Origin of the sequence: Variovorax sp. ZS18.2.2, from assembly GCF_024701975.1 — a bacterium.
In the GTDB taxonomy this organism is placed as follows: domain Bacteria; phylum Pseudomonadota; class Gammaproteobacteria; order Burkholderiales; family Burkholderiaceae_C; genus Variovorax.
In genome coordinates this window covers 1,695,666-1,709,060 of record NZ_JANLNM010000001.1, presented here as the reverse complement: position 1 = coordinate 1,709,060, position 13,395 = coordinate 1,695,666, and the positions used below count along the sequence as shown (strand labels likewise).

11 protein-coding genes are annotated in these 13,395 nt (G+C 67.9%); 8 read left to right on the top strand and 3 right to left on the bottom strand.

Translation table 11 applies throughout. The features are described 5' to 3' along the window. Nucleotides 1-228: 228 nt before the first annotated feature. Nucleotides 229-1,095 (bottom strand): pirin family protein, encoded by an 867-nt coding sequence (locus tag NU688_RS08030; RefSeq protein WP_257860010.1) that lies wholly within the window; start codon nt 1,093-1,095, stop codon nt 229-231. A gap of 131 nt (nt 1,096-1,226) precedes the next feature. On the opposite strand from NU688_RS08030, the gene NU688_RS08025 reads away from it, so the two are divergent. The 5 genes from NU688_RS08025 to argE all read left to right on the top strand — a co-directional run bounded on the left by NU688_RS08025 (nt 1,227) and on the right by argE (nt 5,930). Then, entirely contained in the window at nt 1,227-2,129 is a 903-nt protein-coding gene (locus NU688_RS08025) for a LysR family transcriptional regulator (RefSeq protein ID WP_257860009.1), read from the top strand. 97 nt (nt 2,130-2,226) lie between these two features. After that, on the top strand, nt 2,227-3,057 hold the full coding sequence (locus NU688_RS08020; protein WP_257860008.1) for an AraC family transcriptional regulator: 831 nt from the start codon (nt 2,227-2,229) through the stop codon (nt 3,055-3,057). Nucleotides 3,058-3,145: 88 nt separating this feature from the next. After that, on the top strand, nt 3,146-3,865 hold the full coding sequence (locus NU688_RS08015) for an alanyl-tRNA editing protein (protein ID WP_257860007.1): 720 nt from the start codon (nt 3,146-3,148) through the stop codon (nt 3,863-3,865). Further along, complete coding sequence (locus tag NU688_RS08010) at nt 3,865-4,812, top strand: DMT family transporter (RefSeq protein ID WP_374684623.1); 948 nt, start codon at nt 3,865-3,867, stop codon at nt 4,810-4,812. Before NU688_RS08015 ends, NU688_RS08010 begins: the two co-directional genes overlap by 1 nt. A gap of 5 nt (nt 4,813-4,817) precedes the next feature. Then, nucleotides 4,818-5,930 (top strand): acetylornithine deacetylase, encoded by a 1,113-nt coding sequence (gene argE, locus NU688_RS08005; RefSeq protein WP_257860005.1) that lies wholly within the window; start codon nt 4,818-4,820, stop codon nt 5,928-5,930. Here argE and NU688_RS08000 read toward each other — a convergent pair. Both NU688_RS08000 and NU688_RS07995 read right to left on the bottom strand, forming a co-directional pair. Next, nucleotides 5,927-7,993, bottom strand: a complete 2,067-nt coding sequence (locus tag NU688_RS08000) for a DNA/RNA non-specific endonuclease (RefSeq protein WP_257860004.1) — start codon at nt 7,991-7,993, stop codon at nt 5,927-5,929. The two genes, argE and NU688_RS08000, sit on opposite strands and share 4 nt — an antisense overlap. A gap of 152 nt (nt 7,994-8,145) precedes the next feature. Next, nucleotides 8,146-8,763 (bottom strand): porin family protein, encoded by a 618-nt coding sequence (locus NU688_RS07995; RefSeq protein ID WP_257860003.1) that lies wholly within the window; start codon nt 8,761-8,763, stop codon nt 8,146-8,148. 150 nt (nt 8,764-8,913) lie between these two features. On the opposite strand from NU688_RS07995, the gene NU688_RS07990 reads away from it, so the two are divergent. The 3 genes from NU688_RS07990 (at nt 8,914) to NU688_RS07980 (ending at nt 13,351) form a co-directional block, all read left to right on the top strand. Further along, nucleotides 8,914-9,519 carry a 2'-5' RNA ligase family protein gene (locus NU688_RS07990; RefSeq protein ID WP_257860002.1) on the top strand — a complete coding sequence of 202 codons (606 nt, stop codon included), beginning with the start codon at nt 8,914-8,916 and terminating at the stop codon, nt 9,517-9,519. Further along, complete coding sequence (locus NU688_RS07985; protein ID WP_257860001.1) at nt 9,516-10,049, top strand: endonuclease V; 534 nt, start codon at nt 9,516-9,518, stop codon at nt 10,047-10,049. The genes NU688_RS07990 and NU688_RS07985 overlap by 4 nt, the downstream gene beginning before the upstream one ends. A gap of 203 nt (nt 10,050-10,252) precedes the next feature. Then, nucleotides 10,253-13,351, top strand: coding sequence for a type VI secretion system Vgr family protein (locus tag NU688_RS07980; protein ID WP_257860000.1), 3,099 nt, complete (start codon nt 10,253-10,255; stop codon nt 13,349-13,351). Nucleotides 13,352-13,395 lie beyond the last annotated feature (44 nt).

The window sequence follows — 13,395 nt, the reverse complement described above, 5'->3', positions numbered from 1 at the left end:
GGGCCGCTCCAGCGCTGTGCGGAACGGGCATCGGAAGAGCGAGGCCGGCGGAAGCAGGGGGCAACAGATGCATGGAGCGATTTCGACAAAGAGGGTGGGGGTTCATGGCCCTGCCGGTTGGCGCACCACGAACGTTGGCCGCCAATCCGTGAGGACAGGCGGCCAACTTTACAACTTATATCTATTTTGTCAAGTACGTCAAATACTCCCCGTCACCACCGACGGCGTTCAGGCCGCCATCCGCCCGAAGCGGCCGCTGTTGAAATCGGCCACGGCCTGGCGGATCTCTGCCTCGCTGTTCATCACGAACGGCCCGTAGCCCACCACGGGCTCGTCGATCGGCTCGCCCGACAGCCACAGCACGGTCGCGTCGCTGTTGGCTTCGATCTCCACGCCGCTCCCGGCGCGGTCCAGATGCACCAGTTGCCCTTCGCGCGCAACGGTCGCGCCGTTGACCAGCACCGTGCCGTGCAGGACGACCAGCGCCAGCGTATGGCCTTCCTTCGCATCGAACCGTCCGACGCCGCCCTGGCCGATGCGCAGGTCCCACACGTCCATCGCCGTGAAGGTCCGCGCCGGGCCGCGGTGCCCGTCGAATTCCCCCGCAATCACACGCACCCGGCCCGCGCCTTCGGGCAGATCCACCGACGGAATTTCCGCATCCACCAGGGTTTGGTAACCCGGCTCGGCCATCTTGTCCTTCGCGGGCAGGTTCACCCAGAGCTGCACCATCTCGATGGTGCCGCCGCGTTCGGTGAAGCCCCGCGAGTGGAACTCCTCGTGCAGGATGCCGCCGCCGGCCGTCATCCACTGCACGTCGCCGGGGCCGATCAGCCCGCCCGCGCCGGTGGAATCCTTATGTTCCACCTCGCCCTGGTAGACGATGGTCACGGTCTCGAAACCGCGGTGCGGATGCTGGCCGACGCCGCGCGGGCGCACCGTCGGCTCGAAAGGCGTCGGTGCCGCGTGGTCCAGCAGCAGGAACGGGCTCAGGTGCTTGCCGAGGCCGTCGTAGCCGAACAGCGAGCGCACCGGAAAACCGTCGCCCACCCAGTGCGGACGGGGGGCGCTGTAGACACCGAGGACTTTCTTCATGTTCATCTCCTTGCGTCGCCAAGAGGAAGCTCCTGGCCGATGGATAGAGAATATGGGATGAACGATGAGGCCGCTAGTCGGTACTATTTGCCATCAGAGTCCTATTCAAGGAACGATGAGGACGGTTTGCCATGAAAGACCTGAACGATCTCTACTACTTCGTGCAAGTGGTGGACCACCGCGGCTTCGCACCGGCCGGGCGCGCGCTGGGCATGCCCAAATCCAAGCTCAGCCGGCGCATCGCGCTGCTGGAAGAGCGCCTCGGCACGCGCCTGATCCAGCGCTCCACGCGGCGCTTTGCCGTCACCGACACCGGCCAGACCTACTACGGCCATTGCAAGGCGATGCTGGTGGAGGCCGACGCCGCCGACGAAGCCATCGCGCTGACCCATGCCGAGCCGTGCGGCATCGTGCGCATGACCTGCCCGGTGGCGCTGCTCGATGCGCGCATCGCCGACATGTTGGCGGCGTTCATGGTCGCGAATCCGCGCGTGGAGATTCACCTGGAAGAAACCAACCGCCGCGTCGACGTGGTGGGTGAGGGCATCGACGTGGCCATCCGCGTGCGCCCGCCGCCCATCGAGGACAGCGAACTCGTGATGCGCGTGCTCGGCGAGCGCGGGCAGTGCCTGGTGGCCTGCCCGCGGCTGTTGGCGAACGGCATCCCCCAGGTGCCCGCCGACCTGGCGGGCCTGCCCAGCATGGACCTGGGCCTGCCGCAGCACGAGCACGTGTGGAACCTGATCGGCCCGGACGGCACGCAGGCGGCCATCCGCCACCAGCCGCGCCTCGTCACGCGCGGCATGCTGGCCCTGCGCGCGGCGGCTGTTGCCGGCGTGGGCGTGGCGCAGTTGCCCTCGATGATGGTGCGCGAGCAGATCGAGCGCGGCGAACTGGTCCACGTGATCCCGGGCTGGGCGCCGCGGCGCGAAATCATCCACGCGGTGTTCGCCTCGCGCCGCGGGCTGCTGCCGGCGGTGCGGGCGCTGGTGGACTTTCTGGCGGATCGGTTCCAGGCACTGGATGAAGACTGATCGGCGCACATGGCACACCGCTTGCAATCTCGGTCTAATCGCACCTGACCCGGCGGCCGCAAGTGCCGCCGCCCTTCGTGCGAAAAAAGGACGCCCGTTGGCCCGCTCCGATCCTCGCAACAGCTCGCGGTACTGGCATGCGCCCGGCGTGCCCGGCATGGACATGCTCCATGCCGATTTCACGACGCACGACTACGCGCCCCACGTCCACGATTCGCTCGTGGTCGCGGTCACCGAAGTGGGTGGTTCGGAGTTCAGGAGCCGTGGCCGCACAGACATCGCCCATGCGCAGGCGCTCCTCGTCTTCAACCCCGGCGAGCCGCACTCGGGCCGCATGGGCGGCAGCGCGCGCTGGCGCTATCGGAGCTTCTATCTGGCCGCGCCGGGCATCGGGCATGTCCTGGCATCGCTGGGCATCGACCAGCCGCGGCATTTCACGTCGAACGTCTTTCGCGATCCGGACCTCATCGCGCGCTTTCTGGCGCTGCATCGCGCGCTGGACGGCGAGCCCGATCCGCTGCTCCACCAGGAGCTGCTCGTGCGCAGCTTCGGTGCCTTGTTCGCGGGCCACGCGCGGGCCGGGCAGCGCATTCCCGTCGCGCCTTCGGATGCGCGCGTGCTCGCGCCCGTGCTGGCGCTGATGCGGGATTGCCACGCAGAACGCCTGACCCTCGAGCAGATGGGCCAGACGGCCGACCTCACGACGTTCCAGTTGATCGACGTGTTCAACCGGTCGATCGGCCTCACCCCGCACGCCTACCTCACCCAACTGCGCCTGCGCGCCGCGATCCGGCAGCTCGATGCGGGCCAGTCCGTAGCCGATGCCGCGCTCACGTCGGGCTTCTACGACCAGAGCGCGTTCAACAAGCACTTCAAGCGCACCTTCGGCATGACGCCGCTGCAGTACGTGCGCGCACGGGGGAGCTGAAGGAAACGTGGCCGTCGCCACGGCCAATTTCGACCAATAGCATTCCGAGTCGTCCTGCCATGCTGGCGCCCAACAGCCAAGGCCAGCCATGACACGACTCTTCTGCCAGGACAACCCCGAAATCCTGAGGCTGGATGCCCAGGTCCTGAAATCGCGGCCCGGCGCCGTCCTTCTTTCGCGGCATCCCTTCTATCCCGGTGGAGGCGGGCAACTGCCGGACCGGGGCGTCGTGCGATGGCAGGGCGGCGAAGCGCCTGTTGCCGGGTTCTCCGAAGAGGGCGGCCTCGTCTGGGTTCAGGTCCCCGGCGGCACCGAGATCACCGGCGAAGTGCAAGCGGAGGTCGAGCCGGTCTTCCGGCAGCTCATGCGGGAGCTCCACACGGATTTGCATGTGCTGAACGCGCTGGTCTTCAGGGACTTCGACGGTGCCTTGGTCACTGGCGTGCAGATGAACGACGACGGCACGGCGCGCATCGACTTCGACCTGCCCGGCGCCGACAACGATCGCCTGCGGGCGCTCGAAGCCGAACTGAACGACGTGGTCGCCCAGGATCTGCGCGTCGAGACCAGCTACGTTTCGGTCACCGCCGCCCATGGCGAGCAGGGGCTGCTGCGCTCCCGCTCCGTGGCGCCGCCGCCTTCGCCGGAAGGCCTGGTCCGCATCGTCGAGATCGCCGGCCTCGACAGGCAGGCATGCGGCGGAACGCACCTCCCGTCGACCGGCGCTTCGCGTCCGGTCCGGATTCTCAAGATCGAGAACAAGGGCCGCTCCAACCGCCGTGTCCGCATCGGGCTGCAAGGGTTGTGATGCGCAGGTCGCTGCTGGCCCTTTGGGCAAACCCCGTCTGGCTGCTGTGGGTGCCGCCGGCTTTCTGGGCCGGCAACCTCGTGCTGGGCCGCGCACTCGGACCCGTCTTTCCGCCGGTGTCCCTCGCGGTCGGCCGCTGGGTCGTGGCGCTCGCGGCGCTGGCGCCATTCGTCGCGATGCAGGCGTGGCGCGAGCGGGCGCTGCTGGCGCGGCACTGGCGGTTGATCGCGGCCTGCGGCGCCTTCGGCATTGCCGGCTACAACGCGCTGGGCTACCTGGCCCTGCAGACGGTGCCGGCCACCAGCGTTGCCTTTCTTAACTCAACGCTGCCGCTGATGGTCCCGCTTGCCGCGGTGGTGCTCGGCGTCGAGCGCATCACATGGAAGGCGCTTGCGGGCATCGCCATCTCGTTCGTGGGCGTGACCTGGATCGTGGCGCGCGGCGAGCTTGCCAGCCTCGTTGCGCTGCGCCTGGGCGGCGGCGAGCTGCTGGTGCTGCTGGCCGTTGCCAACTACGCCGTGTATTCGGTGCTCCTGCGGCGCAAGCCCGCGGCGATCAGCCCGTTGGTGTTCCTGGCGGCGACCATGGCCGCGGGGCTCGTGGTGCTGATGCCGTTCTGGGCATTCGAGCTTGTCGTGCGTGGCGCGCGCATCCCGACGGACGCCGCTTCGGTGGGCGCGGTCCTCTACATCGGCATCTTCGCTTCGCTGTTCGCGTTCATCCTGTGGGGCCGATGCGTTGCGACCTTGGGTGCGACGGTGACCGGCGTGTCTTTTCACCTGGTCGCGCTGTTCACCGCGCTGCTGGCCTTCGTGGTTCTGCGAGAACCCGTGAAGAGCTTTCACATCGCAGGCATCGCGCTCATCCTGCTCGGCTTCTTCGTCACGACCTTCCGGCCGGCAAGGCGCCCGACAACTGCAACCGCAACCGGTCCGTCCGCGTCCTGATTGCCATGAACACGCCCGAACTCCTGCGCGTCCTCGTCGGGTTCGACACGACCTCCCGCCGGTCCAATCTCGATCTCATCCACTGGGTGGCCGCGTACCTGGAGGACCATGGCGTCGAGGCACGGCTCGTCCCCAGCGACGACGGCGCGAAGGCCAACCTGCTGGCCACCATCGGGCCGCCAGTGGCGGGCGGCATCGTCCTGTCGGGGCACACCGATGTGGTTCCGGTCGACGACCAGGCCTGGGATTCGGACCCTTTCGCGCTTGTCGAACGCGAGGGCCGGTTTCACGGCCGGGGCGCGGCCGACATGAAGGGCTTCATCGCGGCCTGCCTCGCCGCGGTGCCGTCGTGGCGCCGTCTGGATCTGCGCCGCCCGATTCACCTTGCGCTGTCGTACGACGAAGAGGTCGGATGCTTCGGCGTTCCGCGCCTGATCGCCCAGATGCGTGCGCAGGTTCCGCCGCCGGCACTCGCCATCATTGGCGAGCCCACGCAGATGCGCGTCGGGCTGGCCCATCGGGGCGTCTTCTGCCATCGCGTCACCTTCTGTGGCGTGCCCGCGCATTCGAGCGATCCGGCGCTCGGGATCAGCGCGATCGAGCCGGCCGCCTTGCTGATCGCACGGCTGGCCAGCTTCGGGCGCACGCTGATCGCGCAGGGCAATCGCACCACCCTCAATGTCGGCAGCATCCGTGGCGGAACGGCGATCAACATCGTCCCCGGATGCTGCGAAGTGCAGTGGGAGTTCCGGCCGCCGGACGAGGCCAGCGCGGCGGCAGTGAGGGGAGAGCTCGAACGGCTGCTCGCGGATGTGCCCTCCGACGTGGCCGTCGAGATGACGCTGCTGGCCGGGATCCCGGCGCTCTCTGCCGAAGGCGGCGGCGTTGCCGCGCGCGTGGCCAGGAACCTGGGTGCGCTGTGGCCTCCGGGCGATATCCCGTTCGGAACCGAGGCCGGCTTCTTCCAGCAGGCCGGCATTCCCTCGCTGGTCTGCGGGCCCGGCGCGATTGCCCAGGCGCATCAGCCCAACGAGTGGATCGCAGCGAGTGAGCTCCATGCCGCCGACCGTTTTCTGGCCGGCGTCGGGGAATGGGCCGCCTCCAAACCGGAGTCCTAGTCCTCGAACGTGTCCGCGCCCTTCAGCACCGCAGGGAACACCAGCCCCGTCGCGCGTTCGATCCAGGCGAGCGGCTTCTGCTCGAGCTTGAACAGTTTGTCGAAATTCAGCACCTCGAACTCGATGTTGCCGACCAGCTCTTCCTGTGAAAGCCGGTAGCCCGTGGCCCGCAGCGCGCCGTCCTTGTCGTACCAGGCCACGACCTTGAAGCAGCTCAGCGCCACCTGGACCGCGGCGTAGACCGGGTCGTCGTCGAGGAACAGCGGTCCGCTGAAGACACAGATCCGCGAGGCTTTGCCCGACTCGCCTTCGACGCCTTCCTCGAGCATCTTCTGCTCGAGCTCGCCCCACTTGCCGTGATAACCGAAGACCGAGCGGTTGAACGCCGGCACCTGGGGCACGGCGTTCGCATACGAGCAGGTCATGTCCGCGGCGGTTTTGGCGGCCGCCATGGTCGTGCCCCATTCGGCATCCTCCCGCCGCGACAGGTGGCCCTTGTCGAAGCCGCTCTTGGCGTACCACTTGTCGTCGAGCTGCGCGTCGTAGTCGATGCGGTTGTCGCGCAGCCAGTTGTCCTTGCGGGTTTCCGCGCCCAGGGCGTCGTAGCGGTGCTTGCCGTGCACGTTGATCGCGCTCACCACGGGCACGCGGCGCACCGCGTGCTGGATCGTGCTGAAGTGGTGGTACTTGAGGACGCAGGCGCTCGGGTTGCCCGTGAGGAAGGCGAGCTTCTTGCGCAGCTTCGCGTTCGGCGTGGGCATCGGAATGCGGATGCCCATGAACTCCTCCTCGAAGCCCAGACACGCGCTGTAGTCCTGCGCGTCTTCGAGCTTCTTCTCGATCTCCGGCGAGGCGAGCAGGTGCGCGGCGGTCACGGCCTGTTGTCCGCCGTTCGTCTGGACAAGCGGCGCGCCGTTGCCGATGCTGATCCGGATCTCGATCGGCGTGGGCAGCACCGGCGCCACCGGGGCAGTGGCCGGCGTTGCCGTGGGCGTCGCCTTCATCTGCAGCTCGTCGTCCGGCAGCCTGGGCTTGGGCAGGGTGGTGAACGGCCGGCTGTCGTCGTAGGCCGGGCTGGAGAAGATGCGGCCGAGCGGATGCAGCGAGACGCTGGGTGTCGATGTCAGGTGCTTCACGATGGTGCTCACGCGCACGCCGCGATTCGACAACCAGACAACGCGGGCTTCGTCGATCCTGTCGTTCACGATCGGGATGACCTGGTCGTCCTTGTCGAGATAGTGGCCCTGCCCATCCTTCTTCGCGACGCCCGCGCTGTGCAGCGCGATCACCTGCCATTCGTTGTTGAAGACCGGCGCGCCGCTGCTGCCCTGGGCGGTGTCGCTCTTGTAGATGAGCACGTCGCTCTGCTTGTTGTCGATGATCTCGTTGTCGCGCAGCGCGATCTGCTTTTCCTGGCCGTCGGGGTGCTGGATGATCGTTGCATAGTCGCCTTCGCCGGCCTTGCCGATGTTGCCGTTCAACACGAGGTGGCCGTGGTCGCTCAGCGGCCGCCGGCCCGTCTGGTCCAGCGGCCGCACGGCCACCAGCGCGAGATCCAGCTCGCTGGACGTGTGCAGGAAGGTCGCCGGGTCCAGCGCATGGACGATGGATTCGCGGTGCCGGCCCAGGGCGTCGAACTCGTAGTCGAACTCGATGGCGGCGTCCTCGGCCAGCGCCGCGAAGCCCGCCGCATCCTCCACGGGAAAGACGTGGTGGTTGGTCATCATGAGTTCCGGGGACACCATGAAGCCGGTGGTGTAGGCCGTCTTGCGCTCGCTCTTGTCGAAGTAGCGCACGCGCCCCACCGCGCGGGACTGCATGTAGCCGATCTGCAGGTAGTTGATGCCCAGCAGGTCGTTGGTGCCCATGTACCGCTCGAAAGCGAGCGACGCCGGCTCGCGCGCCGACGCGACGATCATCGAGCGCCGCAACTCGAAGTGCTCGAGTCCGTCGAGCGCCTGGGCGGAACTCCCTGCAATGCGTGCGTGGGCGCCGGCCAATTCGGCCGGCGATCGCGCGCCCTGCGCATCGGCCTTCTTGAGCAATTCAACGGGCAGCTTCATGGATCGGATCCTCTGTCTGTGTGTTGCGTCGAGACGTGGATCGCAAGGCGCGCGGTCGATGCCGTGCGCCATGGCGGCAGCCCATTTGGCGGTTGAATTCCGTCAGGCGTGTGACGGCACGAAGACGCGCCGTGGCCACGCCCCCGGGCACGCTAGAAGTTCGCGCGCAAGCCCACCGTGAGCATCCCGCCCTTCGCCTGCTTCGACAGCTTGCCGAAGTAGTCGTAGTCCGCGGTCACCGAGAGGGTCTTCGTCATGCGGTACTCCGCGCCGAAGCCCGCCATCACGCCGGTCGAGCTGCCCGAGATGCGCTGGTTGGCCGGCACCCCGTTGTCGCCACCGGAGAGGCGGCCGCGCGAGATGCCCAGCCGTCCGTTGAGCGCGAACGAATCGCCGAGCGGCAGGCGTGCGGTGGCGGCTGCGTAGAAAACGTTGCCCGAGCCGTTCTGCAGCGTGGAGAGGCCGCGCACCGAGGTCCACTGGCTCACGCGGCCCAGGCGCGCATAGCCGGCTTCGACGCCGAAGGTCTCGGTGAAGCGATAGCCGCCGTACAGCTTGTAGGCCGTGCCGCTCTTGCTGTTCTTCTGGCCGCCCCACGGCACGGGCGCACCGCCGGCATTGGAGAGACTGAAGCTCGAGCGGCCGATGGCGCCGCCCACGTAGAGGCGGGTGTCCAGTGCGGCATCCGCGGCAGGGGCGGCATGGGCCGCCAGCGAGGCGGTGCCTATCAGGATGGCGGCGAGGGCGGTGCAGGCTTGCGTTTTCTTCAAGATGAAATTCCTGGTTTGGAGTTGAGATCGATCCGACAAGCGACCCGGTCGTGATGCCGTGTCGCCAGCGTCGGACGATTCTCGAAAGCCAGGCTGAAGACGAGCTTTGCGCTTGCTGAAGGGCTCGTGAAGAGCGGCGATGATCGACGCATGTCAGAACAGCTTCTTCTTCCCGGAATCGATCCCCCGCCGCGGCCCCTGCCGCGACCCCGAACCAAGGCACGCCGCAAGGAGCCGCTGCCGCACACGCTCTTCTTTGCGATCTTTCCGAGTGCCGAGGACGCCGCATCCATCGCTGCATTCGGCACGCAACTTGGCGACCGGCATTCGCTGAAGGGCACGGTGACCGAACCACATCGCCTGCATGTCACGCTGCACGATCTCGGCGGCTACGACACGGTGCCGCGCAAGAAAGTGCAGGCGGCACTCGAAGCGGCCGCTGCTGTGGCGCCGCCTTCGTTCGATGTCGTCTTCGACCACGCCATGACCTACGCGAACGGCAAGGCCTTCGTGCTGTGCGGCGACGAGGGCACCACCGCGCTCGCGGACTTCAGGCAGCGCCTGGGCGAAGCGCTGGCCGATGCGGGGCTCAAGCCCGATCGCAGTTTCACGCCGCACATGACCGTCGCGTACACGCGGCGCAAGATCGAAAGGCACGCCATCGAACCGATGCGCTGGACCGCGGGCTCCTTCGCACTCATCGACAGCCATGTTGGGGAGGGCGTGCACGAAGTGCTTGGACGGTGGCCCGCATGAGCGAGCCGCTCATCGCCTGCCTCGACGTCGACTACCGCGCCGGCACGGCCGTGGCTGCGGGCCTCTGGTTTCGCGGATGGATGGCCGAACGCGAAGAGACGCAGGCCATCGCAGGTTTTCGCGAGGTGGCCGAATACCAGCCCGGCGAGTTCTATCGCCGCGAGTTGCCGTGCCTGCTCGGCGTGCTGCGCGAAGGGCCACCGGCGGACATCGTCATCGTCGATGGCTACGTGTCGCTGGAGCCGGGGCACCCGGGCCTGGGCGCGCATCTGCATGACGCGCTCGATCGCAAGGTGCCTGTGGTCGGCGTCGCCAAGACGGCTTACCGCAGTGCGAGCGATGTGGTCGAGGTGCTGCGCGGACAGAGCACCTCGCCGCTGTTCGTGACGGCCATCGGCATCGACCTCGCCGCCGCGGCCGCCGAAGTGAAGCGCATGCACGGCGAGTACCGCGTGCCGACCTTGCTGCGTGCGGTCGACCAGCTCGCGCGCCGTTCGGAAATTCCGGGTCGCATCGGGCCGGCAAGCTAGCAAATCTCCTTCGCGTTTACGACTTTTTCATTCGTGTGCGAGCACATGAATGCCAACGTTCCTGTGCTCTCCAAACTGTTGTCAAGCTGACGACATATTTGGCGTCGAAGCTGCCGAAGACGGTACTATTTCGAACCGACCGGAAGAGGGAGAGTCAGCGTGAACCACATCGTGGCGAGATCATTCCTGCAAGGGCGCATCCGATGAGCGGCCCGCCGGGCCGTCACCTCGCGGAGCTTGTCGCCGACCGCCAGCACGACCGGCTGCTGCGGCTGTCGTTCCCCCAGGGCGGAGAGCCGGCGGGTGGCGACCTCGCGGTCAACACGCTGCATGCATCCGAAGGCCTGTCGCGCGATTTCGAATTCACGGTGGGGCTGCTCAGCAGCAATGCGGAGCTGGCCCTCAAGGACCTGCAGGGCAAGATGCTCTGCGTCGAACTCGTGCGACCCGATGGCACGCTGCGCCATTTCACCGGCATCGTCTTCGGGTTCCGGCTCGTGCGCACCGACGGCAACCTGGCGTTCTACGAAGCCCGGCTCGGCCCGTGGCTGCAGTACCTGCGGCTGCGCGCGAACAACCGGCTCTTCCATCGCCAGACGCTGCGCGCGCAGACCGAGGCCATCTTCAACGACTACGGCGTGCTGCCCAAGTGGGAGTGGTTCGTGCGCGGCGAAGACACGCCCCACACGATGGCCGTGCAGGGCGGCGGCGCCGGCGGTGAGAGCGACCACAACTACCTGCACCGGCGCTGGGAGGCCGCGGGCTACAGCTACTGGTACGAGCACTCGGCCGAAGGCCACACGCTGCATGTGTGCGACGACAGCACGCTGGCCAAGGCCGTGGACGGTTCGTCCTCCGGCATCCGCTTCCAGGACGAAGGCGGTGCGCAGGAAGAAGACGCCATCGGCCAATGGACCGCTGTGCGCGAACTGGTCTCGGCGCAAACGGCCGTCAGCGCCTTCGACTTCAAGAGCCCGCGCCCGCAGCACGCAGAGATGCCCAGCAACAACCAGCAGGGCGACGTACCGCAGCTGGAGGTGCACGAGTACGGCGGCGCGCGCCACTTCAAGACCTCGCTCGAAGGCGAGGGCGTGGCGCGGCGTCGCATCGGCGAGATCGAGGCCAAGGCCAAGCGTTTCGAGGCCGAGGGCAACAACCGCTTCGTGCTGCCGGGCCGCTGGTTCCGGCTGATCGACCACTTCGGGCGCACGCAGGGCGATGGCTCCGAGAGCGAATTCCTCGTCCTTTCGGTGGAGCACCGCGCGAGCAACAACTACCTGCAGGAGCCTGGCACGGCGGAAGGCAAGCCGAAGGGTTCGCGGGCCGAGTACAGGAACAGCTTCGTCTGCAGCCGCCGCTTCGTTGCGTGGATGCCGGGCCGGGGCTTTCACAGCGTCGAGCAGCGCGTGCTGGCGCCGCAGACCGCCACCGTGGTCGGCCCGGCCAGCGAGGGCAGCATCCACACCGACGAGTACGGCCGCATCCGGGTGCAGTTCCATTGGGACCGCGAAGGCCAGAACGACGAGAAGAGCTCGGCCTGGGTGCGCGTGCTGAGCAACTGGGCCGGTGGCGAAACCGGCATGGTGTCGTTCCCCCGCGTGGGCTCCGAAGTCGTGGTGCAGTGCCTCGACGGCAACCCCGACCACCCGGTGGTGATGGGCGTGGTCTACAACGCGCGGCGCATGCCACCGTGGGCGCTGCCGGGGCAGAAGGCGCTCATGGGCCTGCGCAGCCGCGAGCTTGCCGAGGGCTCGGGCAACGAGCCCGGCGGCAAGAGCAATCACCTGCTGCTGGACGACACGCAGGGAAAGATCCAGGCACAGCTCCGGAGCGACTACGACGCGAGCCAGCTGAGCCTCGGCCACATCGCGCGCATCGAAGACAACGCGGGCCGCAAGGACGAGCGCGGCCAGGGCTTCGAACTGCGCACCGACGGCCACGGCGCGATCCGCGCGAAGGCGGGCCTCCTCATCAGCACCGAGCCGCGCCCCAACGCGCAGGCGCACATCACGGACATGGGCGAGACGGTGGCGCGGCTGGAGAACGCCGGCGACCAGCAGGAGAGCCTGGCCGACCTTGCGCAACAGCACCAGGCGCAGGACAAGGGCGGCGACCAGGACGAAGTCGGCAAGGCCCTCAAGGCCCAGAGCGATGCGGTCAAGGGCTCGGGCGGCAACCCGCAGCAAGGCGAGTTCGCGGAGTTGAAGGAGCCGCACATGGTGCTCGCGAGCCCGGCCGGCATCGCGGCGACCTCGGTCAAGTCGACGCACCTGCACAGCGAGGAACACGTCGCGTTGACCAGTGCGCAGCACATGAGTTTTTCGGTGGGCAAGCGGCTGCTTGCGAGCGCGATCGAGTCGGTGCGCTTGTTTGCCTACAAGCTCGGCATGAAGCTGGTCGCGGCCAATGGCGACATCGACATCCAGGCGCTGAAGGACAACATCAACCTGCTCGCCAAGCTCAAGATCACGCAGACCGCCGACGAGATCGTGATCACCGCCAAGCAGAAGGTCACCATCGTCGGCGCGGGCAGCTACACGCACTGGACGGCCGACGGCATCCGCAGCGGCACCAGCGGCGCGTGGGTCGCGCACGCGGCATCGCATTCGCTGATCGGGCCCGACACGCAGCCCGCCTCGTTCCCCGCGCCGCCCGCGCCGGGCAACGGCACGCTCGAACTGTTCAACAAGTACGTGGCCGACCAGCGCGGCGTGAAGGGCGGCGACTACGAGGTCGTCGATGCGCTGGGCACCGTCAAGACCGGCAAGCTCGATGCGAACGGCTTTGCCAGCGTCGCGGGGCTGTTCCCGGGGCCTGCGAGCGTCACCTTCGGCGACGACCCGAGCCAGACGTGGGAGGAGGGCAGCTACTTCGGCAAGCCCAGGAACGATGCGGCCGGTGGCGCGGATGCGGCAGGCGCAGGAGGTCTCGGCGGCGCAGCGCAGGCCGCGATGGGGCAGGTCGCCGGCGTGCTCGGAAAGAGCGGCATCGCAACGGATGCGGGCGGCCTCGCCGGCCTCGCGCAGACCGTGCAATCGGGCATCCAGGCCGCGCGCACCTTGCAGGCGATGGGAAAGGGCGATCTGGCGGGCATTGCGGGCGGCGCCGCGAGCTTGCTGGGCAATCCAGCGGGCTCGCTCACGGGCGCGGCGACACAGGCGGCGGGCTCCCTGCTGCCTCCCAAGCTGGCCGATGCCGCGGCCAACCTGTTGCCCCGTGCTGCATCGGCCGCAGCGACAGCGAAGACAGCCACGGCACTGCCCGAGATCGCGGGTCTGAAGATCCCCGGCTTCGTGGGCTGAGCGGGGCGTGAGCAACCCGACAACGAACAACCGATATCCAGGGG